The following is a 26,223-nucleotide window of genomic DNA, read 5'->3' as shown; positions in this document are numbered from 1 at the left end:
CCATGACACCGGGCGCGGTAGCGGCGGTGACGCCCACGCCGCAGGAGCCCATCGGTGAAGCCCCGGCGCCCGAGCCCGCGCCGCCACCGGCGAATGCCCTGGCCCCCGTGGCCGCCGCGGGAAGTACCCCGACCACGCCCCCGGCCCCCGTGGACCCGAACCACGAGTTCGCGCCCTACCCCGTGCCGTCGGTAAACGTCCCCATGCCGTCCGCGCCGAAGCCCCAGCCTCCGCCGGAGGCCGTGGCGAAGCAAACACCGAAGCAGCGCGAGCCGTTGATTCCCATGGCGCTGGTGTCCAAGGACGCCGACGAGCGATTCCTGGGCTACGCCCGACTCAAGGTGAACTCGCGCAAGTGCGAGGGCTTCCTGGTAGGCCTGGACGAGATTGCCCAGCGCAGCCCAAGGGCGTCCCATCGCGAGCAGGCGCGCTACCTGCGCGCGCGGTGCTTCGAGGAGAAGCTCGAATCGCACCGGGCCAAGGACGAATACCGCCGGTACCTCAACGACTTCCCGCGAGGGCGCTACGCCAAGGAGGCCAAGACGGGACTGCTGCCCTGAGGCGGGCGGGAGATGACGGCCCCATGGGCCCGCCCGCGACGCACAGCGCGGACGGCAACGGGCCTCGGACTCAGCTGCCCGTGCGAGGCAGCTTCTGAGGCGGCTCGGTGGCGTTACCTCGAGCCACCAGCTCGCGCACCACGGACTCCAGCGCGCGGATGCGCCGGCCCGCGCGGCCCGGGGCCCACTGCGGCAACTCCGGCCCCTGCAACAGCGTCATCGCCTGCTCCACGCCGCCCGCCTTGCCCTTCAGCGCGCGCGCGGTGGCCAGGCGCACGCTGCTCGCCGGACGCCGGGTGATGCCGCCCGCCCACAGCAGGTCCAGCGCGAACGTGGTCCACACCGCCAGCTCGTCATCGGGACGGAGGAAGGCCTCGAAGCGCTTCATCGCCTCGGCCCGGGGCTCGCCCGCGCGGAGGATGTCCTCCGACAACTCCACATGCAGCGGCGTGCTGTAGGCCAGGGGCTGCTCCGGCGCGATGATGGCCTCGAAGCGCTCGCCGGTGGCCGGACGGCACGCCACCGCGTGCACCAGCTCGGTGGGAATCTCCTCGCCGCCCGCGGGGTGCGCGTTCGCCTCGCCGTAGAAGACGACGAGCTTCTCGAAGCGCTCCGCCAGCGTGCGCAGCTCCAGCGGTGGACGCCACGGCCCGAAGTAGATGCGGCGCCGATTGGGTGAGGTGCGCGCCGATTGCCGTTCCAACTGCGTATCCACCATGTACTCGAAGGCCCGCAGCATCGTGTCGAAGCGCGCCGAGTCCCCTTCCAGGATGCCCAGCATCTCCACCACCGCCTCGATGGTGGACACGCAGTGGTCCGCGGGCTCCGCGCGGATGCGGTAGTTGCTGGGCCGGCGCGGCACGAAGCCGATGCGCGGCAGCCCGGCCAGCACCGGGTTGCGCGACACGACCTTCTTTGCCTGCGGCCAGGTGCCGTCCACGACGATGAGCGTCTTGGGAGGATTCAGCCGCGCCTCCTCCACCGTGATGGCGTCCTCGCCCGGGAAGAGCACCGCGACGGAGTCCCGCTGCGCGGCCAGCTCCTCGATTCGCCGGTGGCCAGTGAAGTCCACGCCCTCATGCAGCTCGGAGTTGCTCAGCGACAGGTGGGCCATGCGCGCGGTGCCAATGGCCACGCGGCTCTCGCGCGGGTGCTGGAGGAACACGACGCGCGTGCGAGTCTCCAACCGGGGCGGCAGTTGCGCGCAATAACACGCGCTCTCGGGACGACGGCAACGCAGGCAGAGGTTACGCACGGCCACCGCCTTTACGGCACGCTCCGAGCAGGGGCAAGTCCCACCACGGGAGGGCCGGGCAGGCTGGGTGCCCGGAGGCCGGCTTCCTCGGGGCAACGGAGGCCGGGCACCGCCCCCCCGGGACTGAAGATTCCCCAAGCCTCCAGGCGACGGAGTACAGAGGCCCGGTGAACCTGCTGCTGCTCCTGGACGAAGACTTCCTGCCCGACGGCACCGCGCGCCTCACCGGACGGCGGGCCCAGCACGCCCGCGAGGTGCTGCGCGCCGAGCCCGGCGAGTCCCTCCGCGTGGGACACCTGGGAGGTCTCACCGGCACCGGCGAGGTGCTGGAGAACAGCGCTGGCGTGCTGCACCTGCGCGTCACCCTCAACGAGCCTCCGCCCCCGCGCGCGGGCATCGACCTGCTGCTGGCCATCCCCCGTCCCAAGGCGCTGAAGAAGGTGCTGCCCGCGGTGGCCTCGCTGGGCGTGGACCGCATCGTCCTGGTCAACGCGGCGCGCGTGGAGAAGAGCTACTTCGACTCCAAGGTGCTGGACCCCGCCTTCGTCCACGAGTTGCTCATCCAGGGACTGGAGCAGGCCCGGGACACGCGCCTCCCAGAGGTGCTGGTCCGCGAGCGCTTCCGTCCCTTCGTCGAAGACGAGCTCGACTCCTTCTTCGGCCCCCGGACGCTCCGCCTGCTCCCCCACCCTCCCGCGAGGCAGCCGCTCCGAGCGCTGGGCGTGGGTCTGGCCCAGCGCGTCGTACTGGCCATTGGACCGGACGGCGGCTGGGTGCCCTTCGAGGCCGACCTCCTGGAAGCCCATGGTTTCCACCCGTTTTCGTTGGGGCCCCGCATTCTCCGCGTGGAGACGGCCGTGCCCGTCCTCCTGGGGCAGGTGGCGCTTCTCCGGGAGGACACTACGGCACCGCCCGCGACAACTCTGACTTGAAGGCGCGCCGTGGTCGGGTGAAGAGTTGTCCATGGCCACGACCCGTTCTTCCGCCGCCGCTCAGCCCGCCCTGGGCGAGCAACAGTCGATTGTCACCTCCGAGGAGCAGGCCCCCGCGGCAACGACCGCGAAGCCCGCCACGCACGACACGGTGCCGCCGCCGGCCCTGCTCGACTTCATGATGAAGTCGTGGAAGCCGCGCTCGAAGAAGCTGCCCCCGAAAATCAAGCAGGCGGACGCCTTCAAGGCCCGCCGCCGCGCGCTCTCCAAGCTGTTCCCCGGTGAGACGCTCATCATCCCCACCGGCCACGAGAAGGTGCGCGCCAACGACACCAACTTCCGTTTCCGGCCGGGCAGCGACTTCTACTACCTCACCGGCAACCTGGAGCCGGACTGCGTCCTCGTCCTCCAGCCCAAGGAGAAGGGCGGCCACACCGACGTGCTCTTCGTGGAGCCCAACCCGGGCCGCACCGACGCCACGTTCTTCACCGACCGCGTGAAGGGGGAGCTGTGGGAAGGCCCCCGCCTGGGCGTGAAGGAGAGCCAGGCCCGCTTCGGCGTGGACCAGGCCCGGGGCCTCAACGAGCTGCCGGACTTCCTCTCCGGCCTCAGCGGCGCGGCGAGCCGTCCCACGCGCTTGCTGCGCGGCCTGTCCCCCAAGGTGGACGGCGCCGTGCCGGAGCCGGGTGAGAAGGACAAGGACAAGGGGCTGGCCCAGGCGCTGTCGGAGATGCGGCTGCTCAAGGACGCGCAGGAGCTGCGTGAACTCCAGACGTCCATCGACTCCACGCACCGCGGCTTCGAGGACGTCATCCGCGGCCTGAAGACGGCGAAGACGGAGCGCTACGTGGAGGGCATCTTCAACCTCCGCGCCCGCGTGGAAGGCAACGACGTGGGCTACCGCACCATCGCCGCCTCCGGCGCCCACGCGTGCATCCTGCACTGGCACCACAATGACGGGCCGCTCGTTCCCGGCGACCTGCTGCTGCTGGACGCGGGCGTGGAGGGCCAGACGCTCTACACCGCGGACATCACCCGCACCCTGCCCATCTCCGGGAAGTTCTCCAAGGAGCAGCGCGAAATCTACGAACTGGTGCTGGAGGCCCAGGACGCGGCCTTCGCCGAGGTGAAGCCGGGCAACGACTTCATGGAGCCCAACCGCGCGGCCATGCGCGTGCTGGCGGATGGCCTGGAGCACCTGGGCATCCTCGAGGACGCCGAGGAGGCGCTCAAGGACGAGCACCAGTTCTACAAGCGCTACTCGCTCCACAACGTCAGCCACATGCTGGGCCTGGACGTGCACGACTGCGCCCAGGCGCGGCAGGAGACCTACAAGTACGGGAAGCTCCAGGCCGGCATGGTGCTGACGGTGGAGCCCGGTCTCTACTTCCAGATGGACGACCTCACCGTGCCCAAGCGCTACCGCGGCATCGGCGTGCGCATCGAGGACGACGTCGTCGTCACCGCGCGCGGCTGCAAGGTCCTCTCCGCCGACATCCCCCGCAAGGCGAAGGATGTGGAGGCGTGGATGAAGTCCCTCTGGGCGGCGGACAAGGCGGCCCGGAAGGGCAAGAAGAAGTAGGCCAGGCGCGCTACTTCGGCTTCGGCGCGGCGGTGGCGGGTTTCGCCGCCGCGGCCGCGGCCCGCTCCTGCCACTCCGACAGCGCCAGGGGCTTCACGTCCTTGAGCGTGGACACGGCGATGTCGAAGACGCGGGGCCCTGGGTTCGCATCCGGGCCGGCGGTGAAGTTGAGACGGTGGATTTCGTGCCCGTCCTCCGTCTCCAGCACCACGCGCCACTTGCCGGGCTTCAGGTTGGACGTCGTCGCGTAGAAACGGTAGCCGCCGTCCGTGCCGTTGCTGCTGACGGTGGCCATGAAGCCGTTGCCGTACGTCGTCCAGCCCTTCTGCGGGTCGTCGAAGTACCAGCGCACGCGGACCTTGTACGACTGGAAGTGCTTCGGCGCGAAGATGCGGAAGAAGTAGTAGGGCTTGTCCCCCGGCTGCATCAGGAAGTCCGGCCCGCCCCACGTCCACGGCTTGTACCAGGCGCCGGAGTCCACCGAGGACAGGTGGTAGACGCCCGGGCTCACCCGCTCCACCTGGTGGTAGATGCCCGCGAACTGCACGGCCACCGGCAGCGGCGGAATCACGCCCACCAGGTACAGCCCCAGCAGCGCGGCCTGCACGCCGAAGCCGGGGATGGCGACGTTGCGAAGCAGGTACCGGTTGTCCGGCCGCCAGCGCCGGATGAGGCGCATCACCCCGAAGATGCTCGCGCAGCCCACGGCGACGGCCAGCAGGAAGACCCAGAAGCCCATGCGCCCCAGCACCACCGGGAGCAGGCAGACGAAGTACATCGTCACGCACAGGCTGAGCAGCACCATGCGCATGATGGGCCCCAGCTTGCGGAACAGGGGCAACTCGTTGGCCGCCAGCAGGGCGAAGAGGCCCACCACGAACAGGTAGGGCAGCGCGCCCGACGTGCTCTTGAAGAGCAGCAGCATGAACGCGCTGAGCAGGCTTCCGAAGAGGAAGTGGATGCCGTCCTCGCGCCAGCGCCAGACCTTCTGCAGGAACTTCGGCGGCTCGACGCCGTCCGGGTAGCGCTGCTCCAGCAGCAGCAGTCCCGTGAGGACCAGCAGGTAGCCGAAGTTCTGCGCCAGCGTCAGCGTGTCATCGATGCGGCTGATGGTGAGGACGTCGTAGATGAAGCCGCCGAAGAAGAAGACGGCCATCTCCCACTTCTCATGGCGGGCGCGGAACTGATGCACCTTGTCCATGAGGGTGGGCGTCTTCGTCGTGTCGACCAGGTCGTCCGGGTCCACCACCACGCCCGGCGCCTGGGCCGGCAGCACGGTGTCCGTCAGGGCGACGGCTGCGTGGGTCTCTGCGACGGGGACGTTCGCCTCGACGGCGGGGCCCGCGTTGGGCACCTCGGCGGAGGCTTCGTCGGGATTCTCAGGGGTGTTGTGACGGGTAACGGTGACCACGCGGCTCCTCGGGGCGGCGGCCTTCCATCCTAGCCGCAGCGAGGGGAGATGGTCTCCCCTCGCCCGCTCACGCCCCGAGGCCCCGTCCCTCCGCTAGGCCGGGCTCTTGCCCGCGACCAGGTCGGCCAGCTCACCGCGCTCGGCCAGCTCCATCAGGATGTCGGAGCCGCCGACGAACTGCCCGTTGATGAAAATCTGGGGGATGGTGGGCCAGTTGGTGAAGTCCTTGATGCCCTGGCGAATCTCCGGATCCGCGAGCACGTCCACCGTGTGGACCTGCCCCAGGGGCTGCAGCAACTGCAGCGCCCGCGCGGAGAAGCCGCACTGGGGGAAGAGGGCGTTGCCCTTCATGAAGAGCACAATCTTGTGCGACCGGGTCTCCTGCTCCAACCGGGCCTTGAGTTCAGGCGTCATGGGTACCGCTCCTTCTAGCGAGTCCCGAGCTTCTTCCACTGCTCGGGAGAATAGGTCTTTAGCGCGAGCGCATGGAGCTCGCCGCTCTTCAGCCACTGCTGGAGAGGCGCGTACACGAGCTGGTGCTGCTGCACCATTGCTTTCCCAGTGAAGTCGGGGCTCACCACCCGGGCCTCGTAGTGGTCTCCCGTCCCGGTGTAGTCCCGCACCTCCACCTCGGAGCCCGGCAGGGCCTCCAGGATGCGGGCCCGGATGAATTCGGCGTCGAGCATCAGTTCATTCCCCTTCCCATCACCAGCATGGCGGGGTCCACCCCCATGCCTCGCAGCGTCGTATCCCACAATTTCGACGGCTCGTGCCCGAGCACCGCCTCCGCGGTGGCCTCGGTGAAGAGCCAGGAGCCGGCGGCAATCTCGCTCTCCAGTTGGCGCGGTCCCCAGCCTGCATACCCCAGGCAGAAGCGCAGGCGCGGGTTCGGATTGGTCAGGAGCGGGCCCAGCGCGTCCAACGTCACGCTCAGGAACAGGCCGGGCAGCACCGAGTGCTTCTCCCGCTGCTCCGTGTCGTCGTGGAGGACGAAGCCCCGCTGGGGCTCCACCGGGCCGCCCAGGTAGACGGAATGTTCCTTCCGCCCGGCGGCGATGCCCAGGTTCTGCCCACGTGCCAGCTCACCGAGCGTCAGGGGGGCCCCCCGGTTGATGACGAGCCCCATGGAGCCCGTCTCCGAGTGCTCCAGCATCAAGACGACCGAGCGGTAGAAATTCGGGTCGCCGAGCTGGGGCATGGCCAGCAGCAAGCCGGGAGCGAGGTTCTTCACCCCAGGAGCATCAACCGTTCACGCGGATGGCGCAACCGGAACCCGCCCCGGCGCCCCTGGCCAGAGCGGGCATCAGTGCCAGCTCGTGTGCCTGGACTGGAGGGCCTCGGCCAGCCGCTGAGGATCCAGGGGTTTGCCGATGAAGAGGTCCGCGCCCAGGCCCTTGCACTTGCGCGCCATGGCCGCGTCACTCAGGGCGCTGACGCCGATGAGGACGGACTGGGGGAAGCGCTCGCGCAGCCGCGACATCAGCGTGGCGCCGCTGCGGCCGGGCAGGAAGACGTCGACGACGGCGGCGTCCATGCGCTTGTTGCGCACGGCGAATTCAGCCTCCTCGGCGCTGCCCACGGGCAGGGGCTCGTAGCCCCAGCCCGCCAGCATCTCCACGAGGATTTCGCGGTGGGACGGATCATCCTCGACGACGAGCACCGCGCCGCGCACGGGCTCCAGCTTGAGCGAGTCCGTGCGCTCCTCGCGCTCGCGGGTGTCGAGTTCGGTGAAGGTGGCAAGCTCTTCGCTAGTCGTCAGGGACATGGAGGCACCAATGTGGGCAAAAGGTTTCCGTGTGAGGAGAACCCCTCCCCCTCCGTTGGGAATTCCTTTTCGCTTCCGGGCGGGTGCCCCACCTCCAGCGCTCGTCAGGACGCCCGGCGGGGTGCCCCGGAGAGCGCCTGGGAGGCGAGCGAGGCGCCGAGCACCAGCAGCACGAGCAGCGCCCAGGCGGGCAGCACCACCCGGCCGCCGCCCTCGTAGATGAGGGCCGCGTAGCTGGTGCCCAGGTAGCGGCCCAGGGACATGGGCTCCATCCGGGCGATGCCGAAGAAGCTCACGGTGGACTCGGTGAGGATGGCGGCGGGGAGCCGCGACAGGAACACCGCGAGCGCGAAGGGCCGAAGCGCGGGCCACAGGTGGACGCGCAGCAGGTGCAGTCCGCCTCCGCCGAGCGCCCTGGACGCGGCCACGTACTCCTGGGATTCGAGCGTCGCCAGGCGGTTGCGGAACATGCGCGCGGGCCCCGCCCAGCCCACCAGGGCCAGCGAGACGACCATCAGGCCGAAGGGACCCAGGCCGCCGCCCGCTCCCGCGTCGGAGAGCGACTGCCCCGCGAGTTGGAGCACCATCACCACCAGCACGTCCGGCAGGGCGAAGACGGCGTCCACGGCGCGCAGCAGCGTCTGCTCCACCGCGCCGCCGGACAGCCGCGCCACAGCGGCCACGGCGAGTCCGATGAACGTGGAGAGCGCGCCTGCGGCGAGCCCCACTGCGAGGGAGACCCAGAGCCCGCCAAAGGCGAGCTCGCAGACGGTGCGGTCCGGGCGCGTGGGGTCCATGCCCAGCGGACAGGTGCTGGCCAGGGCCTCCGGGAAGAGCCGCCCCGCCACGAGGCTGAGCAGGCCCAGGCCCACGAGGAGCACCAGGCCGACGCGCGCTCGCATGGGAACGCGGCTCATGCCGAGGCCTCCCGGGAGCGCGGGTCCACGGCGTAGCGCAGGACTTCCACCGCGAGGCTCACGATGACGAGCAGGGTCGCGAAGGTGGTGGTGGCGACGACGACGACGGCCACCTGCTTGTTGAGCACCGCCAGGACGTAGAGCTGGCCGAAGTACGGCAGGCCCAGGACGCGCTCCGCGGCGAAGGAACCGGCGAGCAGCGACGTGGCCACGGGCCCCACGGCGTCCAGCATCGCGGGCCACACGTTGGGCAGAACGTGACGGCGCAGCACGGCCGCACGCGACAGGCCCTTGCCCAGCGCGGTGCGCACGTAGTCGCGAGACAGCTCCGCCTCCAGCGAGTCGCCCACGAGCGTCCCCAGGAAGATGCCGGGCCAGATGGACGTCACCAGCGCCGCGCACAGCTCCGGCAGCAGGTGTCCACGCTCCACCACGCCGGGCGCGAGCAGCAGCGCGGGGATGAAGACGGGCATGCCGAACGCCACGGCAGGCACCACGTCACCAAGCGCGGCCCACTGCCCCTTACGCCAGCGCGTGCGCAGCAGGGCAAAGCCTAGCGCCCACGTCAGCGCGAGCGGCAACGCCATCAAGCCCACACCCACGCTGCCAGACAGCTTCGTCAGCAACTCATCGCCGGTGATGCCCTGGGCGCTCGTGCCCAGACGCTCGCCGCGAAAGAGCTTCTCCCACGGGCGCAGGAAGCCCAGCGGCTCGCCGATGCCCAAATCCCTCTGGTACGAGGCCGCGAGTTCACGCGACACCTGCCGCTTCGCGTCCGTCTCCGTGGTCAGCGGAAGCGAGGCCATAAGGAAGTACGACGCCACGGCCACGACAGGCACCAGAACCACCTGCCGCAACAGCCGCTGGGCGATGGCCCTCACGGAGACTCCTCCGCCCGGGACGCATCCAACGTCGGCCCCAGACGAAGCGCGCGCAGCGCCAGGAAATTGAAGGGGTCCACGTCCAGCCCGCGAAGCTGCTCGCGTGCGCGGTAGTAACGGTCGGGGTGATACAGAGGCGCGATCACCGCCTGCTCACCCACCAGCACCTCCTGCGCCTGGACATACGATGCATGGGCGCTCGCCTCGTCCGGCGCGCCGTCCCCCGCCTCCAGCAGCCGCTCGAAGCGCGCCAGGGGCTCGCCGCCCGCCTGCGTCTCCCACCCCGTCTGGTGATTGCCCTCACGCTCAAACAGCGTGAAGAACGTATTCGGGTGCGCGTAATCCGCCCCCAGGCGCCTCAGGTACAAATCGTACGTGCGAGGCCCCTGAGCAGAGCGCCGGGCAATCTCCGCCGAGAAATCCGAGCGCGCCTCCAGCACCACCCGCACACCCACGCGCGCGAGCTGCGCGGCCACCCGCTCCGCGATGGCCACCTCGGGAACGAATCCATCCCCCGACCGGTAGACGAGCCGCAACGGCCGCTCCACACCCGCCAGCTCCGCCCGAGCCTGCTCCGGCGCATAGCGCGGCAGCCGCGCGGCCTGCTCCGTCGTCGCAGCCCCCGGCAGCTCCGGCGGCAGCAACACATGAGACGGCCGCGCCGCGGGCAGCAACCCCGCCAGCAGCGCCTCGCGGTCCAACGCTCGAGACAGCGCGCGCCGCACCTCGGGCCTGTCCAGCGGCGCCTTCTCCGTGTTGAAGGCCAGGAAGTACGTGGACAGAAGCGGCTCACGGCGCAGGTCATCCGGCCGGTGGATGCGCAGCGCCGCGGCGCTGTCCACGAAGACGAAGTCCACCCGCTCCCGCTCGTACAGCGTCGGGCCGATTTCCGACTTCATCAGCGTGATGACCGGAACGGGCGTCTCCCCTTCCGCCATCGGCGGTCGAAAGGCCGACGCCGGGTTGTGGACCAGCCGCACCCGCTCCCCCGCGCGGTCCCACCGCTCGACGCGGTAGGGCCCCAGCGCCAGGGGACGGCCATCACGCGGACGGTCGAAGTAGTCCCGAACCTCCTCGTCCGACTTCCCCTCCAGGTCCGCCGATGGCGCCGGATAGAACAGGTACACATTGGCCACGCGCGCCAGGAAGTAGCTGCGCGGCCGAGCCAGCGTCACCCGAAGCGTGTGCGAGTCCACGGCCTCCACGCCCACGCGCTCCAACGCGGCGCGAACCTCGGCCTCCGGCGCGCCTCGCTCCTGGAGCGCCAGCGCCTCGGAGGCCCCTTCCAGGTCCGCCATCTCCCCGCGCTCGCGGCCCTGCAGCGCGCGCCGCCAGCCCACGACGAAGTCACGCGCGACCAGTGGCGCACCATTCGACCAGCGAACATCCCGCCGCAGGTGGAACGAATAGACGTCCCGCCCCTGCCCGTCCGTGACGCGCTCCCATTGCTCGGCCAGCCCTGGCTCCACGCCGTGGTCCGGCCCCAGCTGCGTGAGCCCGCGCTGGGTGGCCAGCATCACCGGGTAGTTCGCCCAGCTGTCCGGGTCCGAGTGACTCCAATCCAGCGTGGTGGGCATGGCCGGCACCACCACCTTCACGCCGGGCTCCGGCTGGAAGCCGCACGGTCCACACGACGCGGCCCACACGGCCAGCAGGTACCACCACCACCGGAGTCGAGCGCGCGGAGCCACCAAGGCCCCTTCTACCCCGAAGGTCCAGGCGCCAGAAAAGGAGAAGCCAGGAACCCGGCGACCTTGGTCGTCCGGCGTCCTGGCTTCCCTTCAGCTCGGCCCGGCAGGCGCGGCGGCCCACCGGGTGCTGTCTGTCTCCGCTAGGCCGGGGCCACGGCCGGCGAGGCCGGCAGCTCCGTGGTGCCACCCAGCTTGCCGCCGTCCGTCGTCGGCTTGCGGCCAAACTCCTCCGGCTTCTCCAGCACCAGCGCTTCGCGCAGCACGTCGTCCACGAACTCCACCGGGACGATGCGCAACTGCTTGCGAATCTTCAGCGGGATGTCCTTCAGGTCCTTCTTGTTGGCCTTCGGGATGAGGACCGTCTTGATGCCCGCCCGGTGCGCGGCCAGCGTCTTCTCCTTCAGGCCGCCAATGGGGAGCACCCGCCCACGCAGGGTGATTTCACCCGTCATCGCCACGTCGCGGCGGATGAGCACGCGGGTGAGCGCGCTCACCAGGGCGGTGCAGATGGTGACGCCGGCGGACGGACCGTCCTTCGGAATCGCGCCCTCCGGCAAGTGGACGTGGATGTCGTAGTTCTCGAACACCTTGCGGTCGATGCCGAAGCGCTCGGCGCGGCTGCGCACGTAGGACATGGCCGCCTGCGCGGACTCCTGCATCACCTCGCCCAGCTTGCCGGTGATAATGAGCTTGCCCTTGCCCGGCATCACCGTGGCCTCGGTGGTGAGGATTTCGCCGCCCAGCTCCGTCCATGCCAGGCCGGTGACGATGCCCACCTGGTCCTCGCTCTCCGCCACGCCGTAGCGGTAGCGGGGCGTGCCCAGGAACTTCATGGCCATCTTCCGGTCCACGTCGATGTCCCGCTTGCCGTTCTTCAGCACGTCACGGGCAATCTTGCGGAACACGCCGCCAATCTCACGCTCGAGCGAGCGCACACCCGACTCCCGCGTGTAGCGGTGGATGATGGTCCGCAGCGCCGGGTCGGAGATGTCCACCTTGAGGTCCGACAGCCCGTTGGCCTCCTGCTCCTTCGGGATGAGGTAGCGGCGGGCGATGGAGAGCTTCTCCGGCTCCGTGTACCCCGCGATGCGGATGACCTCCATGCGGTCCTGCAGCGGACCGGGGATGTTGTGCATCGTGTTCGCGGTGCAGATGAACATCACCTTGGACAGGTCGTAGTCGAGGTCCAGGTAGTGGTCGTTGAAGGTGTGGTTCTGCTCGGGGTCCAGCACCTCCAGTAGCGCCGCGCTCGGGTCGCCACGGAAGTCCGTGGACATCTTGTCGATTTCGTCGAGCAGGAAGACGGGGTTGTTGCTGCCCGCCTTCTTCAGCGACTGGATGAGCTTGCCCGGCATCGCGCCGATGTACGTGCGCCGGTGGCCGCGAATCTCCGCCTCGTCACGCACGCCGCCCAGCGACAGGCGCACGAACTTGCGGCCGGTGGCCCGGGCGATGGAGCGCGCCAGCGACGTCTTGCCGACGCCCGGAGGACCGACGAAGCACAGCACGGGGCCCTTGAGCTTCTTCACCAGCTGCTGCACGGCCAGGTACTCGAGGATGCGCTCCTTCGGCTTCTTCAAGCCGTAGTGGTCCTCGTTGAGCACCGTCTCCGCCTCGGTGACGTCCAGACGGTCCTGCGTCTCGTCGTACCAGGGGAGGCTGATGATCCAGTCGATGTAGTTGCGGACGACGGTGGCCTCGGCGCTCATCGGGCTCATCATCCGGAGCTTCTTCAGCTCCTTCTTGACCTTGAGCGTGGCCTCCTTGCTCATCCGCTTGTTCTTCAGCTTCTCTTCAATCTCCTGAATCTCGTTCTTGAACTCGTCGCGCTCACCCAGCTCCTTCTGAATGGCCTGCATCTGCTCATTCAGGTAGTACTCCTTCTGGGTCTTCTCCATCTGCTTCTTGACGCGCGTGCGGATCTTCTTCTCCACCTGGAGAATCTCGATCTCCCCCTGCATCAGCTCGTAGAGCTTCTCCAGGCGCTTGGCCGGGGACTCCGTCTCGAGCAGGGCCTGCTTGTCGTTCAGCTTCAGGGAGAGGTGCGCGACGATGGTGTCGGCCAGCCGCGCCGGGTCGTCGATGCTGGCCACCTGCATCAACATCTCAGGCGGGATGCGCTTGTTGAGCTTGACGAAGGCCTCGAAGACGGAGTGGACGCTGCGAACGAGCGCCTCCAGCTCCACCGTCTTCTCCGTCTGCTCCTCCACCTCCTCCACCTCGACCATGAAGAAGGCGTCGTTGGGGTGGAACTTCTTCACCTTGGCGCGGCGCACGCCTTCCACCAGCACCTTCACCGTGCCGTCGGGCAGCGGGAGGAGCTGGATGACGTGGCCCAGCGTACCGAAGTGAAAGATGTCGTCGGGGGTGGGGTCGTTCGTCTTGGCCTTCTTCTGCGCAGCCAGCAGGATGACGGCCTTGTCGTCCGGCCCCTTGTGCGCCATCGCGTCCTTCAATGCCGCGATGGACTTTTCCCGGCCGACGAACAACGGCACCACCATGTGCGGGAACACGATGATGTCCCGAAGGGGCAAGAGCGGGACCGTCAAACCCCGCTTCTGGGCTTCCTTCTTGTCGTCACGTCCGAAGAACATGTATCCGCCACCTGCGGGCCCTCGGAGTTGCAGGCCCCTAGAAGAGTTGCCCGTCTGCTCGCTCGCCGAGCATTCGTACGGGATGAAGCAGTTCTATAACACGGCGATTCGCGGCGCCGTTCCCCGGCTCAAGATTGGGGAACGGCGTCGTGCCATCAAGGGAACACCCGAGGCTCCCTCGAGCGTCCGCTTGAGGTGTCAGCGGCCCTGCGCCGCCACCCCACCCTGTGCCCCCTGAACCTCCAGGACGTGGAACAGGAACGAATACAGGTCCACGCTGGACTCAATGGCCTTGGCCACCTGATCCGCGCCACCGTGGCCCGCGTTGGCCTCGATGCGCAGCAGCGCCGTCGCCGGGTTTCCGGGCGAGTTCTGCACCGCCGCCACGAACTTGCGGGCGTGCATGGGGTCCACCCGGTCGTCGTGGTCCGCCGCCATCATCAGCAGCGCGGGGTAGCGCACGTCCGGCCGCACGTGGTGGTAGGGCGAGTAGGCGTGCAGCGTCTTGAAGTCCTCGGGCTTCTCAGCCGTGCCGTACTCCGGAATCCAGGTCCGGCCGCTGCCGAAGAGGTGGTAGCGCACCATGTCCAGCAGGGGCACCGCGCACACCACCGCGCCGTACAGCTCCGGCCGCTGCGTCATGGCCGCGCCCACCAGCAGGCCGCCGTTGCTGCCGCCGTAGATGGCCAGCCGCTTGGGCTGCGTGTACTTCTGCTGGACCAGGTACTCGGCCGCCGCGTGGAAGTCGTCGAAGACGTTCTGCTTCTTGTCCAGGCGGCCGGCGTCGTGCCAGGCCTTGCCGTACTCGCCGCCGCCGCGCAGGTTGGCCACCGCGTACACGCCGCCCGCGTCCAGCCAGGGCAGGATGCTCGAGCGGAAGTTGGCCTCCATGTTCACGTTGAAGCCGCCGTAGCCGTAGAGCAGCGTGGGCGCGTTGCCGTCACGCTTCAGGTCCTTGCGGTGCACCACGAACATGGGCACCTTCGTCCCGTCCTTGGACGCGTAGAAGACCTGCTCGACCTGGTACTGCTCCGGGTTCATGGGCACGTCCACCTTGGCCCAGAGCTCCGACTTCCCGGTGCTGACGGACGTCTTGTAGATTTGACGGGGCGTGGTGAAGGACGTGAAGACGTAGTAGGCGTCATCCAGGTCCTCCAGGCCCATCAGGTTGGACGCCGCGCCCACGCCCGGCAGTTGCACCGTGCGCACCGGCTTGCCCTTCAGCGTGGCCACGCGCACCTCGGACGTCGCGTCCTTGAGGTACTCCAGCGACAGGTGCCCGCCGACGATGCTGACGGTCAGCAGGGACGCGGACGGGTCCTCGGGGACAATCTCCTTCCACGACGCGCGGGCCGGCTTCGCCGGATCCACCTCGAAGACGCGCTGGCGCGGGGCGCCCTCGTCGGTGAGGACGTAGAAGCGGTCCTTCCAGGCGTGCACCTCGTACTTGGCGCCCACGCCCTTCACCAGCAGGCGGAAGTCCTTCTCACCCGGCCGCTTCCAGTAGACGTCGTTCTCGCTCCAGCCGCGGAGGATGTAGACGAACAGGTACTTGCCGTCGCGGCTCAGGTCGCTCTGGAGGAACGTCGTCGGGTCGCCGGTGCGCTCGTGCACCACGGTGTCCTTCGACGGCTCCGTGCCCAGCGCGTGGTAGCGGATGGTGGTGTAGCCGGGGCGCTCGTCCACCTTGATGGACGGGTCCGTGGGCAGCCACTCGTAATAGAAGCCCTTGCTGTCGGGCGTCCACTTGGGCGTGGCGTACTTGCCGCCCTCGATGACGTCCACCTTGGACCACTCGCCGGAGTCCACGTCGATGACGTGCAGCACCGCCTCATCCGCGGCGTTGGGCTTCTGGGCGAAGGCCACCTTCTTGCCGTCCCAGGACACGGCCCACGTCCCCAGGGACACGGTGCCGTCCTTGCTCCAGCCGTTCGGATCCAACAGCACCTTCTCCTGCCCGCTCTCCCCCTGGCGCCAGTAGAGGATGGCCTTCTCCTTGTCCTTGTGGGTGCGGACGTAGAAGAAGCGCCCGTTGCGGCGCGACGGGGTGGAGACGGAGTCGGTGTAGAACAGCTCCTTGAAGCGCGCGGCCAGGGCCTCGCGGCCGGGGAACTTCGCCAGCGCTTCGCGGGCGTGCGCGTTCTGCGCCGTCATCCACGTCTGGACCTCGGGGGCCTTCTCGTCCTCGAGCCAGCGGTACGGGTCCGCCACCTGGACGCCGTGCAATGTGTCGACAACCTGCTCCGCCCGGGTCGCCGGGTAGGACATGCGGGGAGACTCCTCGGATACGGGGGCCGCGGAGGCTGCCGCGGGCAGCTCATCACGCGCGGCCTCCTTCTGGGAGGCACACGCCGCGAGCGACATCAGGGCGGGAACGAGCAGCTTTCTCATGGGCCCAGCACATACAGAAAGGCCCCCGGCCGTCCCACAAAAAGTGTGGCGGGGCCAACGCAAGCCCGGCCCCTCGCCTGACGAAAGAGGCGCGCCCGGACCACACCTGGTGGTTCCGTGACGCGCCCCGTCAACCAGACAACACCGGGCCCCCTCCAGGGGCCCTGGCGTCAGGCGGATTCTTTCTTCTGCTCCGCGGCTTCCTTCTCCGGCTGGGCGTGCAGCACCACCGGCTCGCTCTTCTTGAGAATCACTTCCTCGGAGATGAGCACCTCGCGGGCCGTCTTGCGGGACGGGATTTCGTACATCACGTCCAGCATGGCCGACTCCAGGATGGAGCGCAGGCCACGGGCGCCCGCCTTGCGGCGGATGGCCTCGTTGGCAATGGCCTTGAGGGCGCCGTCGGTGAACTTCAGCGTTACGCCGTCCAGTTCGAAGAGCTTGCGGTACTGCTTGGTGAGCGCGTTCTTCGGCTGGTTGAGGATGTTGATGAGGGCAGCCTCATCCAGCTCCTCCAGCGCGGTGATGATGGGCAGGCGGCCAATGAACTCCGGAATCATGCCGAACTTCAGCAGGTCCTCCGGCTCCACGTGCTTGAGCAGCTCCGTGAGGCTGCGTTGCTTCTTGGACTGCACGTCCGCGCCAAAGCCCAGGCTGCGACCGCCCATGCGCCGCTCAATCACCTGGTCCAGCCCGCCGAAGGCGCCGCCGCAGATGAAGAGGATGTTGGTGGTGTCCACCTGCAGGAACTCCTGCTGCGGGTGCTTGCGGCCACCCTTGGGCGGAACATTGGCCACCGTGCCTTCGATGAGCTTGAGCAGCGCCTGCTGAACGCCCTCGCCGCTGACGTCGCGGGTGATGGAGGGGTTCTCCGACTTGCGCGCGATCTTGTCGATTTCGTCGATGTAGACGATGCCGCGCTGGGCCCGCTCGATGTCGTGGTCGGCGGCCTGCAGCAGGTTGACGATGATGTTCTCCACGTCCTCGCCCACGTAGCCGGCCTCAGTGAGGCACGTCGCGTCGGCGATGGTGAAGGGCACGTTGAGGATGCGCGCCAGCGTCTGCGCCAGCAGCGTCTTGCCGCTACCGGTGGGCCCCAGGAGAAGGATGTTGCTCTTCTGGAGCTCCACGTCCTCCATCGCGACCTTGGACTCGATGCGCTTGTAGTGATTGTGCACGGCGACGGAGAGCGTCTTCTTCGCCCGCTCCTGCCCAATCACGTACTCGTCCAGGACCGCCTTGATTTCGGAGGGCCGGGGGATGCGCAGCTTCGTGTCCTTCGTCTCCTCGCGGTCGATCTCCTCCGCGATGATGTCGTTGCACAGCCCGATGCACTCGTCGCAGATGTAGACCGTCGGCCCCGCGATGAGCTTCTTGACCTCCTTCTGTGACTTTCCACAGAAGGAGCAGCAGAGGGTCTGGTTGTCTCGCTTCTCCACGTTCTTGCCCGCCATTTCGTCCCTCGCTGCGCCTGAAAGGCCCCCGCCCCCGAACTCCACCCGCTCCTGGCTCGGGACCAATCTAGTCAGCCCCCGTCCGGAACGTCCACGCGCCTTCCGGGTACTTAACAGGACCTGTGCCGTGACGCAGAAAGCAGAAAGCCGGAGTCGCGGGGGCGCATTCCCGCGGCTCCGGCTGCCGGCCGAGGCCCCGAAGCCTCGGCAATCCGCCTACTTCTTCTCTTCCTTGCCCAGTCCCACGACCTTCCGGGGATTCTGGATCTCATCGATGATGCCGTAGGCCTTCGCCTCGGACGCGCCCATGAAGTAGTCGCGGTCCGTGTCCTTCTCGACACGCTCGATGGACTGTCCGGTGTGCTTGACGATGAGCTCGTTGAGCTTCGCCTTCATCCGGAGGATTTCCTTCGCCTGGATTTCAATGTCCGTTGCCTGACCGCGCACACCACCCAGAGGCTGGTGAATCATGATGCGGCTGGACGGCAGGGCGTAACGCTTGCCCTTGGCACCGGCGAGCAGGAGGACGGCCCCCATGGAGGCCGCCTGCCCGACGCAGATGGTGGACACCGGACACTTCACGTACTGCATGGTGTCGTAGATGGCGAGGCCCGCCGTCACCGACCCGCCCGGCGAGTTGATGTAGAGGTTGATGTCCTTGTCCGGGTCTTCCGACTCCAGGAACAGCAGCTGGGCGACGATGACGTTGGCCACGTCATCGTCGATCTCCGTGCCCAGCATCACGATGCGGTCCTTCAGGAGCCGGCTGTAGATGTCGTACGAGCGCTCACCCCGGTGGGTCTGCTCGATGACGTAGGGAACGGGCATGAAGGGCATGTCGACCTCGGTGAGGGAACCTTACGAATACTTCGCCCGGCTCCTCAGGAATTCAATCGTCTTTTCCTCCCGGAGTCGGAGAGACAACCCGAGCCGCTCGTCGGCGCCCTTGAAGTACTTCTGCACCGCGGCGACCGGCTGGCCGGCCTCGGTGGCGAGCTGCTCGATGCGGGCGTCCACGTCCGCGTCGGAGGCCTGGATGCCCTCCTTCTGAGCGATGGACTCGAAGAGCAGCGTGCCCTTCACTTCCTGGAGGGCCTTCTCGCGCATGTCCTCGCGCAGACGGTTGAAGTCCAGGTTCAGCTGGCGGGGGTCCACACCGGAGCGCTGGAGCTGCTGCAGCGCGCCGCGCAGCATGGAGTCCATGGCCCGCTCCACCATGGCGCGGGGCACGTCGAAGGTGTTGCGCTCCAGCAGCGCCTTCACCAGCGCCTCGCGCTCCTCGCCCTCCACCTGGGACTTGCGCGCCTTCTCCATGTCCTCACGGAGCCTGGTGCGCAGCTCGTCAATGGACTGGGCGACGCCCGTCTGCTTGGCGAAGTCGTCGTTCAGCTCGGGAACGATTTCCTTCTGCACGCCCTTGAGCGTGATGTGGAAGCGCGCCGTCTTTCCGCGCACCTCCTCCACCCGGTACTCCTGCGGGAAGGCGTAGTCGATGTCCTTGGACTCGCCGACCTTCACGCCCTCCAGGGCGGCAATCTTGGACTCCACCAGCTCACCGGGCTGCACCTGCACGGTGATGCCCTCCGCCTTGCTGCCCGCGAACGGCTGGCCGTCCACGGTGGCGTCGAAGTCCACGGTGGCGTAGTCGCCGGAGGCGGCGGTGTCGCGGTCGGTGACGGGCTCCAGCCGGGCCATCGACTGGCGCATGCGCTCCAACTGCTCGTTCACCTGCTCGTCGGTGACGGCGGTGTCGGACTTCGTCAGCGGCAGCTCGACGTAGTCCTTGGCCTCCACCTTGGGCTTCACCTCGACGCGAGCCTCGAAGGTGAACGGGGTGTTGGGCTTGAGGCCGGAGTTGGTCACCTGCGGCGAGGCGACGACCTCCACGTTGTGCTCGCGGATGGCCTCCACGTACGCGCTCTGCACCACGCGCTGGATGACCTCGTCCTCCACCTGGTCGCGGAAGCGCTGCTCCAGGATGCGGCGAGGCACCTTGCCCTGACGGAACCCCGGCAGCCGCACCTGGCGGCCCAGGTTGGAGTACGCGCGGGAAAGCTCCTCCGCTACGCGGGCATTGTCGACCTCGATGGAGAGCTTCTTCTCAATGGGAGAAAGCTCCTCGACCTGGACCTTCATGCGGGCCTCGCTCGCCACCGCCGCCGGACAATCAGTCGTTTCGGGCGGTGCCGGAAAAGTGGGACGTGCGCCTTTAGGGGATAGGCACGAACGGGTCAACGCGAAATGGGCGAGGAGGGACTCGAACCCTCACACCTTGCGGTACCAGATCCTAAGTCTGGCGCGTCTACCAGTTTCGCCACCCGCCCGGGTTGCGCCGTCGTGCACTGCACCGTCTTACCGCGAAACATCCACGGGACGGCAGAGGCCGGAAAAACAAAAAGGCCCCTCCATTTCTGGAGGGGCCTCACAGTGAGAGCGGAGGGAATCGAACCCACAACCTATGGATTAAGAGTCCATTGCTCTGCCAATTGAGCTACGCTCCCGTCACTGCCCCGGTCCGCCGCCTGCGCGGCGTCCAGGTGGCGGCGGTAACTACAGAACGCCGCCTGCTGTGTCAAAACGTTTTTTCACGCCCCCCTTCATTCCTGTCCGTGGCGATTCGTCTCCGGTGCTTTCCGGAGTCGATGCTGGTCCGCATGCCCTTCAGCCGGGCCCGGTGCGTGACGCAGGCATGTGAAGCGAGCGCCCCACTCCGATGTTCAACATGGCCGTAGCACGCTGTTCGTCCCAGCCTGGCGGGACGGCGAGCGTGTGATGGCTCGCGGTCAGTCACCTCAAGAGCACCGAGCACCCCGCGGCAACCATGCGGGCGGACGGAGGTCGTCCGCCCTTTTCGCGCAGGACGTAGCAGGAGAAGACTGAGATGGAAGCCAACCCCCAACAGAAGGCGGAAGGAACGGCGGCCGGCCAGGGTGGCCAGCACGCCGGGTGGACGCGGGAGCGCGTGGAGCTCGTGAAGCGGACCATCTGCCCTCGCGGCATCAGCGAGGACGAGTTCGCCCTCTTCATCGAGCAGTGCAAGCGCAGTGGCCTGGACCCGCTCCTCAAAGAGGCCTTCTGCGTGGCGCGCCGGCAGAATGCCGGCAACCGCGAGCGACCCAACTGGGTGACGAAGTACGAGTTCCAACCCTCCGAGGCCGGAATGCTCGCGCGCGCCGAGCGCTTCCCGGACTTCAAGGGCATCCAGGCGAGCGCGGTGTTCGCCGAGGACGACATCGTCGTGGACCAGGGCCGAGGCGAGGTGGTGCACCGCTTCAACCCCGCCAAGCGAAAGGGCGCGCTGGTGGGTGCCTGGTCGCGTGTGGTGCGCGAGGACAAGCTGCCGGTGGTGGTGTGGTTGGACTTCAGCGGCTACGTCCAGCAGACGCCGCTGTGGTCCAAGATTCCCACCACCATGATTGAGAAGTGCGCCCGCGTGGCTGCCCTGCGCAAGGCGTACCCGGAGGCCTTCGGCGGACTCTATGTGCGGGAGGAGATGCCCGCCGAGGACTACGAGTCGCACTCGGACGAGCACGGCAGCGGCCCCTACGAGGTGCTGGGCTCCAAGCCCGGTCCCCTCAAGGCGTCCTTCCCGCCGCTGGCGCCCCAGGAGCCGCGCGCGTCCCAGGCCGCCGCGGCGCAGCTGGACATCGACGTGCCGCTCCAGCCCAAGCAGCCCCGCGAGTCCACACTGGAGGCGGTGCCCGCCGCCAGTCCGGAGCCCGCGCCACGCCCCAAGCCAAGCGCCGTGGTGGTGGCGTTCGGCCCCCATAAGGGGAAGACGGCCTCCGAGCTCTCCGACGACGAACTGAGCGAGTCCATCGACCTGGCCAACGAGAAGCTGATGGAGCAGCCCCGGGCGCGCTGGGCCAAGGCCATGCGGGAGAACCTGCTGGCGCTGGAGGCGGAGACGGAGCTGCGCTGCCGGGTGCCGGCGTCGAAGGGCGGCGGCAACGGTGCGGCCCATGATGCGTGACGCTGAGCAGGAAACCGTCAGGCTGTGAGGGGGCGCCCCCGCTGCGAAACTGGCGGGGGCGTTCCTGCTTCAACCTGTTGGAAGGTGCGCGCTCGGAGGGACTTGAACCCCCAACCCCCGGGTTCGAAGTCCGAAGCGCGGGTTTGGTTCCCTTCGGTTCGGTTTGGCTTCGCTCGTATCCCATGGTTTTTGCTCGGCTTCCTAGGCAGGTCGTGCGGTTGTGATGGGCTGGCTTGGGTTCGTTTCGGTTCGGTTTGTTGGGGCGTTGTTGGGAGTGCCCGGGAGAGTCCCGTTGGTGCCCGCGGGCACCGGGAAGGCCCGGTCGACCTGCGCGCGGAGGTGCTCCACACGCTTCTTGGCGTAGTGCTTCCTCGTGACGCGGTCGCTTGAGTGACCGGCCAGGTCCTGGCTCACCTTCAAGTCGCCCGTGGCCTCGACCACGTGCGTCAGGTAGGTCGAGCGGAGGTGCTTGAAGAGGTACGTGGCGGGGATGGGGCGCACCGTGAGCGGCACCTTGCAAGCAGGGCACCCACGCGGCTCCGCGTCAGGATGACGCTCAGAGTGGCCGCATCCTCCCTCAGTGCGAGCCGCGCCGCCCCACCGCTCTCCGCTGACGATGAAGCCGATGGTCCGCCTGGACACCCCATAGGCTTTAGAGAGCGCAGTGGGCCCCTCCCCCGCCTTCGCTCGGCGCCGAATCTCCTTCACCTGGGGAGCAGTCAGCTTCGACCGCCCGTGGCGCTCCCCGGTCGCGACGCGACGTGGGGTCCCGCAGGAGTGCGCGTACCCGTCCACCACGCCAGCGCGACGGAGAGCAGTCCGGAACAGGGCATTTGCGTCCCAGTCGGGCCGGTTCCGCGAGCCATCCGGTGCCGGGAAGACCCAGAGACTGGTGCTCTCGCGCCGACGCCGCTCCAGGTGGGGGAGGAGCGCCAACGGGATGGGCACCGGCCGGCTCTTCTTGGACTTCGTCGTCTTGCTGTCGCCGCTGGCCCGGACCCGGATGATGCGGTTCAGCAGGTCGACGCACTCCCAGACCAGCGCGATGAGTTCACCACGCCGCAGACCGGTGTAGCCCGCCGTCCGGATGAGGTCGGCGACGTCCTGGGAGTACTCCTCCGCGGCGCTCGCCACCAGTTCCACCAGGGCGAGGTCCATTGCCTCGGGCTCTGCGTCCTCTACATCTGGGTCGAACGCGCGAGCGACCGGATTCTCCCCCTTGAAGAGCCGCTCCTCGTCTATGCACCAGCCGAAGAACCGGTGGAGGTGCTGGCGCAGGTGCCGCACCGTCTTCGGAGCGAGCCACTTCCGCTTCCCCTCTCGCGACTGGCCCTCCGTATCCTCCGGCGGCATCTTCGCGCGGAGAACCTTGGAGATGTCCTCCGGAGTGACCTGGTGAACGAGCTTCTCCCCCAGCTCCGGCAGGAGGTGCTTCCGCCACCGGCCGTCTACCGTCGAGAACGACCGCAGCATGCGGAGGGCCTCGCAGTGGGAGGCATATGCCGTGCTCACTGTCTTGCGCTGTGGGGCCACTTCCAGCCCAAGGCGGATGCGCTCCTGTTGGGACTCCAGCTCCCGGAGCATGTCCTTCGCCTTCGACTTCGTGCCCTTCGTCCGCAGCCACTTCCGCTTCCCGTCCGCCCCCCGATAGACGAGCTCCCAGGTGTTCTTCCCCCTTGCATGGATGGAGCCCATCAGTCGCGCTCCTCAAGGCGGCGCGCCCACTCAACGATTTCGTCCCGGTGGTAGCGGTTGTCAGCGCCGTGCTTGCGGACGGGCAGCGTCCCGTCGGCGGACCGGCGATAGACCCAGTCGTCGGACTTCCCCAGGTACAGCGCGCAATCGCGCACCGTCCACAGGCCGGCCGGGAGATTCTCCAGCGGCACAGGCTGGCGCCGCACCCGCTTCTGCTTCGCCTTCGGTTCAGGGGGCGGAACCGCCACCTCTGGAGCCTGCGAGCAATCCGTCATCGTCACTTCCCCCACTCGGACAATCACTGAACAAAAATTAGGTTTGAACCCCGGCGAAGTACGTCAGAGGTTGCCGAGGTGCCCGAAGAACCGCACAGCCAGCATCGCTGGTGCGGCTCCGCGCGAGTGCATTGCAACCGATGGGCCGCGCTACGGCGGCCCGGCCGCGACGGGCAGGGACTGCGAAGTAGAAGGGACGTCGGGAGTAGCCCCCATCAGCGACAGCCGTGCAGCAGTGACAACGGGCTCAGTCCGTGGACGCACCGTCCATCGAAGAGCCGCCGAACACTTCACCGGGGATGCCGTCGCCATGGCGTCGTCTCCAAAGACAGGCCCCGCTGGTGGGTCTGAGGCACCAGCGAGAACCCGCGGACACACCCGCAGCACCATCACGTGGTTACGGGGCCCTAGCTCTGGCGAGACCATCACGTCCGGCCAGAGCATCTTGGAAGCTGCCTTTGGAGACCCGCTGCTCAGACCACAGCGGGAACTGCGAAATACGGCCCTTCAAGACCTACTGGCACTACAGGGAAAAAGCAAGTCCGTCACCGAGCAATTGATTGGGTGGACTCGCCTGCATCCCTATCGTCCTGGACCGGCGCGTAGCACGCGCCCTCGTATTCGTAGAGCTCATCGCCACACGGAGGGGGCTTAGCAGCACGGAGCCAGCATCCTCCATGAATGGGCTCCTGCGTCGTCTTGTTGCACGGAACCTTTTTCTGAGCCTTGAACGGCCTGCGCGGCATGTCGCGCGCGAACGGATCCGGCCCGCCCCAGACGAGCAGCACTGGCGCCTCAATCTCCAGCGCCGCCTCGGCGATGCCGGCAGTGAGGACGGGCTGGTCTGGCGTGCCTGGGAGAGGAGCGGGCATCGCAGAGCGCGGAGGGTCTGCCGGCGTCGGCTCAGGTCGGTGCACGAGGAGCGTCAGAAAGCCAGCGACGGCAGCAGCGAGCGCGACGTCCTTCCACCGGCGGCCCACTGCATTTCGCAGCCGAACAGCTTGTCGTCGGGCTCGCCCCTTCATGCGTTGTGCTCGGGAGAGCGGCGGTGACAGCAGGTGGTCGCGCACGTCGGCGCGCCCCAGGACACGGCTCATCAGCTTCGGCAGCTCGTCAGACACGGCGGTCAGCTCCTCATTGAGGCTGGCCGGTGAAGCCGAGCGAGGCGTCCTAATCACCACGGCGCGATAGGCAGGAGAGTCCGACGCACGAACGGAGACCTCCAGCGCCGCGCTGGGGTACTGCTCAAGTACCTCAAGTGGCGTAGAGGGCAGCAACTGCCCCTCGTCCACAACGGGCTTGACGACGAGCGCGGCCTCTCCCGTGCCCAGGTCGCGCGCGAGGTACAGGTCTCCGTGCAGTGTGCCCCTCTCTATGCAGCGGCCAAGGTGAAACTGCCCCACCCGGTCCGTCGGCCGGGACTCGTCGCGCGGGCCTCGATGCTCCCCTCGCCCACCTCCGCGCGCGGGCTCCGACGTACCACCGCCACCGCTATTCACGCCTGGCCGCATGCTGCGCTCCGTGAGTGCCTGCCTGGGCAGCAAAGTACCTGTCTTCATGGCTGTGCGGGAAACCACGGCTCACGTCTTCGTCCGTTTCCCGTGGTCGCGCTCCCACGACTCAAGCCCACGCTGCAGGAGCTCGTTCATCGCCTCACGGCTGGTGCCCAAGGCATCAGCAACTGCGCGGTAGCGATCCACTCCCAGGTGCTCGACGGCGAAGTAGGCATCAACCCCCAGCCCCATCACGGTCTCATAGGTGCGCGCGGGCTTGAGCATCGGGCGCTCCGGGGGCCCCCTCATTTCAACCCGGTGAGCCTCATCCAGGTCGGCCTTCAGGCTCTGCTCAATCCGAAAGCCGAGGGTGACCTTCGGTGCATCTTTCTCAGGGACTTGGGCCACGGTTCGCACCTTTCGTGCCGCATTCACGCGTCCACCTCTCTGTAGGCGGCTGACCCACCATGGGTCAACGCAAGCGCCATCATAAACCACATCGCTAGCGCTTGCGCAAACGCTAGCGTTTGCGTATTGTCCCCATCGTTGGACGGCGGGGATGGGCCCGCGGCCGACGAACAGGGGGCAGTCATGGCGGTGTCGTTCCGGGTTGTGCTGGTGGATGAGGTGAAGCCGGTGGTGCTGTGCAGGGCCCACCTCAGGCTCAAGCTGGAGAGCATGGTGTCGGCTGAGCGGGTCACCGAGGCCTGCGGCCCCTGCAAGGGGGCCCGGGACCAGCGAGTGGCGCGGTTCCGCCGCGGTGACCTGATCGGCCTCGCGCTGAATGGCGACCTGGAGCGGGCCCGCCGCGAGGCCGCCGAGGACTCCGCGTCCGCCACCAGTTGACGCCCGAGGCCCCGCGCACGACGCGGGGCCTCCTGCCCGCCGGAGCGCTTCCGGCCCCACCCACCCACGCACTGACAACGGGCGCGAGCCCGACCGGCGGAGCTTTACCGGGATGCCGTCACCACCAGAGGACCTGACCGATGACCACCCAGCCCGACTACAACACGCTGCTGGCCTGCCTCCGTGAGCTGACGGAGACCTCGGGGGCGACGCCGTCGAACGTGCGGACGGAGGCCGGCCGCCGCGCGCAGAACGCATACGCCGCTGCCAGGGACCTGCTGGCGACCTGCGGGCCCGTGCCCCCGCCGCCGGACGGCGTCTTCGATGCCGCCCGGGACTTCGCGGTGGTGCGGCGCGCGGTGGAGTCGCCGGGCCACAACCTGGACTGCCCCACGCGCCGCGGCGGGAAGTGCACCTGCGACTTGGCCGCCCCCCTCGATGCACTCACGCGGCTGCACGCCGCCACGCGCGGCGCGAGGCCCTGAGCCCCCGCCGTCCCCCGTAGCCC

At 68.2% G+C, this 26,223-nt stretch carries 24 protein-coding genes and 2 tRNA genes; 6 read left to right on the top strand and 20 right to left on the bottom strand.

The features are described from left to right. Nucleotides 1-560 (top strand): tol-pal system YbgF family protein (locus tag F8M74_RS34045; RefSeq protein WP_368669194.1); only part of this gene is annotated, 560 nt, incomplete at its 5' end. A 70-nt stretch (nucleotides 561-630) separates the two neighbouring features. Here F8M74_RS34045 and F8M74_RS34040 read toward each other — a convergent pair. Next, on the bottom strand, nucleotides 631-1,821 hold the full coding sequence (locus F8M74_RS34040; protein ID WP_141259144.1) for a tRNA-uridine aminocarboxypropyltransferase: 1,191 nt from the start codon (nucleotides 1,819-1,821) through the stop codon (nucleotides 631-633). A 161-nt stretch (nucleotides 1,822-1,982) separates the two neighbouring features. Here F8M74_RS34040 and F8M74_RS34035 point away from each other — a divergent pair, with 161 nt between their 5' ends. Further along, entirely contained in the window at nucleotides 1,983-2,747 is a 765-nt protein-coding gene (locus tag F8M74_RS34035) for a 16S rRNA (uracil(1498)-N(3))-methyltransferase (RefSeq protein WP_141607822.1), read from the top strand. A gap of 31 nt (nucleotides 2,748-2,778) precedes the next feature. Beyond that, nucleotides 2,779-4,329, top strand: coding sequence for an aminopeptidase P family protein (locus F8M74_RS34030; protein WP_171410474.1), 1,551 nt, complete (start codon nucleotides 2,779-2,781; stop codon nucleotides 4,327-4,329). A gap of 10 nt (nucleotides 4,330-4,339) precedes the next feature. Here F8M74_RS34030 and F8M74_RS34025 read toward each other — a convergent pair whose 3' ends face one another. From F8M74_RS34025 to F8M74_RS33955, 15 genes are all read right to left on the bottom strand, one after another. Further along, on the bottom strand, nucleotides 4,340-5,740 hold the full coding sequence (locus tag F8M74_RS34025) for a DUF2914 domain-containing protein (protein WP_141257840.1): 1,401 nt from the start codon (nucleotides 5,738-5,740) through the stop codon (nucleotides 4,340-4,342). A 93-nt stretch (nucleotides 5,741-5,833) separates the two neighbouring features. Further along, complete coding sequence (gene grxD, locus F8M74_RS34020; protein ID WP_011552108.1) at nucleotides 5,834-6,154, bottom strand: Grx4 family monothiol glutaredoxin; 321 nt, start codon at nucleotides 6,152-6,154, stop codon at nucleotides 5,834-5,836. 14 nt (nucleotides 6,155-6,168) lie between these two features. Further along, entirely contained in the window at nucleotides 6,169-6,426 is a 258-nt protein-coding gene (locus tag F8M74_RS34015; RefSeq protein ID WP_141257841.1) for a BolA family protein, read from the bottom strand. Beyond that, nucleotides 6,426-6,971 (bottom strand): YqgE/AlgH family protein, encoded by a 546-nt coding sequence (locus F8M74_RS34010; protein WP_090491979.1) that lies wholly within the window; start codon nucleotides 6,969-6,971, stop codon nucleotides 6,426-6,428. The genes F8M74_RS34015 and F8M74_RS34010 overlap by 1 nt, the downstream gene beginning before the upstream one ends. Nucleotides 6,972-7,043: 72 nt before the next feature. Then, nucleotides 7,044-7,505 carry a response regulator gene (locus F8M74_RS34005; protein WP_141257842.1) on the bottom strand — a complete coding sequence of 154 codons (462 nt, stop codon included), beginning with the start codon at nucleotides 7,503-7,505 and terminating at the stop codon, nucleotides 7,044-7,046. Between the two features lie 104 nt (nucleotides 7,506-7,609). Next, the gene (locus F8M74_RS34000; protein WP_141257843.1) at nucleotides 7,610-8,422 is read right to left on the bottom strand and encodes an ABC transporter permease subunit; all 813 of its coding nucleotides are present in this window, start codon (nucleotides 8,420-8,422) and stop codon (nucleotides 7,610-7,612) included. Beyond that, on the bottom strand, nucleotides 8,419-9,303 hold the full coding sequence (locus tag F8M74_RS33995; protein WP_141257844.1) for an ABC transporter permease subunit: 885 nt from the start codon (nucleotides 9,301-9,303) through the stop codon (nucleotides 8,419-8,421). Before F8M74_RS33995 ends, F8M74_RS34000 begins: the two co-directional genes overlap by 4 nt. Next, on the bottom strand, nucleotides 9,300-10,997 hold the full coding sequence (locus F8M74_RS33990) for a peptide ABC transporter substrate-binding protein (RefSeq protein ID WP_141257845.1): 1,698 nt from the start codon (nucleotides 10,995-10,997) through the stop codon (nucleotides 9,300-9,302). Before F8M74_RS33990 ends, F8M74_RS33995 begins: the two co-directional genes overlap by 4 nt. A 137-nt stretch (nucleotides 10,998-11,134) precedes the next feature. Next, nucleotides 11,135-13,588, bottom strand: coding sequence for an endopeptidase La (lon, locus tag F8M74_RS33985; protein ID WP_141257846.1), 2,454 nt, complete (start codon nucleotides 13,586-13,588; stop codon nucleotides 11,135-11,137). A gap of 198 nt (nucleotides 13,589-13,786) precedes the next feature. Further along, a complete protein-coding gene (locus F8M74_RS33980; protein WP_141257856.1) occupies nucleotides 13,787-15,952 on the bottom strand; it encodes a prolyl oligopeptidase family protein in 2,166 nt (721 codons plus the stop codon). A gap of 197 nt (nucleotides 15,953-16,149) precedes the next feature. Beyond that, nucleotides 16,150-17,433 (bottom strand): ATP-dependent Clp protease ATP-binding subunit ClpX, encoded by a 1,284-nt coding sequence (clpX, locus tag F8M74_RS33975; protein ID WP_141257847.1) that lies wholly within the window; start codon nucleotides 17,431-17,433, stop codon nucleotides 16,150-16,152. Between the two features lie 216 nt (nucleotides 17,434-17,649). Next, a complete protein-coding gene (gene clpP, locus F8M74_RS33970) occupies nucleotides 17,650-18,270 on the bottom strand; it encodes an ATP-dependent Clp endopeptidase proteolytic subunit ClpP (RefSeq protein WP_011552098.1) in 621 nt (206 codons plus the stop codon). Nucleotides 18,271-18,291: 21 nt separating this feature from the next. Next, on the bottom strand, nucleotides 18,292-19,569 hold the full coding sequence (gene tig / locus F8M74_RS33965; RefSeq protein WP_141257848.1) for a trigger factor: 1,278 nt from the start codon (nucleotides 19,567-19,569) through the stop codon (nucleotides 18,292-18,294). Between the two features lie 106 nt (nucleotides 19,570-19,675). Then, nucleotides 19,676-19,757: transfer RNA gene (locus tag F8M74_RS33960), tRNA-Leu, on the bottom strand. Between the two features lie 104 nt (nucleotides 19,758-19,861). Further along, a tRNA-Lys gene (locus tag F8M74_RS33955) sits at nucleotides 19,862-19,934 on the bottom strand. Between the two features lie 380 nt (nucleotides 19,935-20,314). Between F8M74_RS33955 and bet the strand changes: the two genes are divergently transcribed. Further along, nucleotides 20,315-21,406, top strand: a complete 1,092-nt coding sequence (gene bet / locus F8M74_RS33950) for a phage recombination protein Bet (RefSeq protein WP_141257849.1) — start codon at nucleotides 20,315-20,317, stop codon at nucleotides 21,404-21,406. A gap of 201 nt (nucleotides 21,407-21,607) precedes the next feature. On the opposite strand, the gene F8M74_RS33945 is transcribed toward bet, so the two are convergent. The 4 genes from F8M74_RS33945 to F8M74_RS33930 all read right to left on the bottom strand — a co-directional run bounded on the left by F8M74_RS33945 (nucleotide 21,608) and on the right by F8M74_RS33930 (nucleotide 25,277). Next, nucleotides 21,608-23,101 (bottom strand): tyrosine-type recombinase/integrase, encoded by a 1,494-nt coding sequence (locus F8M74_RS33945; RefSeq protein WP_141257850.1) that lies wholly within the window; start codon nucleotides 23,099-23,101, stop codon nucleotides 21,608-21,610. Continuing rightward, the gene (locus F8M74_RS33940) at nucleotides 23,101-23,376 is read right to left on the bottom strand and encodes a helix-turn-helix domain-containing protein (RefSeq protein ID WP_141257851.1); all 276 of its coding nucleotides are present in this window, start codon (nucleotides 23,374-23,376) and stop codon (nucleotides 23,101-23,103) included. Before F8M74_RS33940 ends, F8M74_RS33945 begins: the two co-directional genes overlap by 1 nt. A 545-nt stretch (nucleotides 23,377-23,921) precedes the next feature. Continuing rightward, entirely contained in the window at nucleotides 23,922-24,935 is a 1,014-nt protein-coding gene (locus F8M74_RS33935) for a hypothetical protein (protein ID WP_141279863.1), read from the bottom strand. 21 nt (nucleotides 24,936-24,956) lie between these two features. Next, nucleotides 24,957-25,277, bottom strand: a complete 321-nt coding sequence (locus tag F8M74_RS33930; protein WP_141257853.1) for a hypothetical protein — start codon at nucleotides 25,275-25,277, stop codon at nucleotides 24,957-24,959. A 183-nt stretch (nucleotides 25,278-25,460) separates the two neighbouring features. Between F8M74_RS33930 and F8M74_RS33925 the strand changes: the two genes are divergently transcribed. Both F8M74_RS33925 and F8M74_RS33920 read left to right on the top strand, forming a co-directional pair. Further along, nucleotides 25,461-25,715, top strand: a complete 255-nt coding sequence (locus F8M74_RS33925) for a hypothetical protein (RefSeq protein WP_141257854.1) — start codon at nucleotides 25,461-25,463, stop codon at nucleotides 25,713-25,715. 140 nt (nucleotides 25,716-25,855) lie between these two features. Next, entirely contained in the window at nucleotides 25,856-26,200 is a 345-nt protein-coding gene (locus tag F8M74_RS33920) for a hypothetical protein (protein ID WP_141257855.1), read from the top strand. The last annotated feature ends 23 nt before the right edge of the window (nucleotides 26,201-26,223 follow it).

It is taken from the genome of Myxococcus sp. CA023, assembly GCF_010998615.1.
Lineage (GTDB): Bacteria > Myxococcota > Myxococcia > Myxococcales > Myxococcaceae > Myxococcus.
This window is presented reverse-complemented; position numbering and strand designations above follow the sequence as displayed.

What these genes read in the sequence shown, in the direction of transcription:
- tig (WP_141257848.1), bottom strand. Translation starts at nt 19,569, where the DNA reads ATGAAGGTCCAGGTCGAGGAGCTTTCTCCCATTGAGAAGAAGCTCTCC.
- F8M74_RS33940 (WP_141257851.1), bottom strand. Translation starts at nt 23,376, where the DNA reads ATGACGGATTGCTCGCAGGCTCCAGAGGTGGCGGTTCCGCCCCCTGAA.
- clpX (WP_141257847.1), bottom strand. Translation starts at nt 17,433, where the DNA reads ATGGCGGGCAAGAACGTGGAGAAGCGAGACAACCAGACCCTCTGCTGC.
- F8M74_RS34030 (WP_171410474.1), top strand. Translation starts at nt 2,779, where the DNA reads ATGGCCACGACCCGTTCTTCCGCCGCCGCTCAGCCCGCCCTGGGCGAG.
- F8M74_RS34005 (WP_141257842.1), bottom strand. Translation starts at nt 7,505, where the DNA reads ATGTCCCTGACGACTAGCGAAGAGCTTGCCACCTTCACCGAACTCGAC.
- F8M74_RS33925 (WP_141257854.1), top strand. Translation starts at nt 25,461, where the DNA reads ATGGCGGTGTCGTTCCGGGTTGTGCTGGTGGATGAGGTGAAGCCGGTG.
- F8M74_RS33920 (WP_141257855.1), top strand. Translation starts at nt 25,856, where the DNA reads ATGACCACCCAGCCCGACTACAACACGCTGCTGGCCTGCCTCCGTGAG.
- F8M74_RS34000 (WP_141257843.1), bottom strand. Translation starts at nt 8,422, where the DNA reads ATGAGCCGCGTTCCCATGCGAGCGCGCGTCGGCCTGGTGCTCCTCGTG.
- clpP (WP_011552098.1), bottom strand. Translation starts at nt 18,270, where the DNA reads ATGCCCTTCATGCCCGTTCCCTACGTCATCGAGCAGACCCACCGGGGT.
- lon (WP_141257846.1), bottom strand. Translation starts at nt 13,588, where the DNA reads ATGTTCTTCGGACGTGACGACAAGAAGGAAGCCCAGAAGCGGGGTTTG.
- grxD (WP_011552108.1), bottom strand. Translation starts at nt 6,154, where the DNA reads ATGACGCCTGAACTCAAGGCCCGGTTGGAGCAGGAGACCCGGTCGCAC.
- F8M74_RS33980 (WP_141257856.1), bottom strand. Translation starts at nt 15,952, where the DNA reads ATGTCGCTCGCGGCGTGTGCCTCCCAGAAGGAGGCCGCGCGTGATGAG.
- F8M74_RS34015 (WP_141257841.1), bottom strand. Translation starts at nt 6,426, where the DNA reads ATGCTCGACGCCGAATTCATCCGGGCCCGCATCCTGGAGGCCCTGCCG.
- F8M74_RS33945 (WP_141257850.1), bottom strand. Translation starts at nt 23,101, where the DNA reads ATGGGCTCCATCCATGCAAGGGGGAAGAACACCTGGGAGCTCGTCTAT.
- F8M74_RS33935 (WP_141279863.1), bottom strand. Translation starts at nt 24,935, where the DNA reads ATGAAGACAGGTACTTTGCTGCCCAGGCAGGCACTCACGGAGCGCAGC.
- bet (WP_141257849.1), top strand. Translation starts at nt 20,315, where the DNA reads ATGGAAGCCAACCCCCAACAGAAGGCGGAAGGAACGGCGGCCGGCCAG.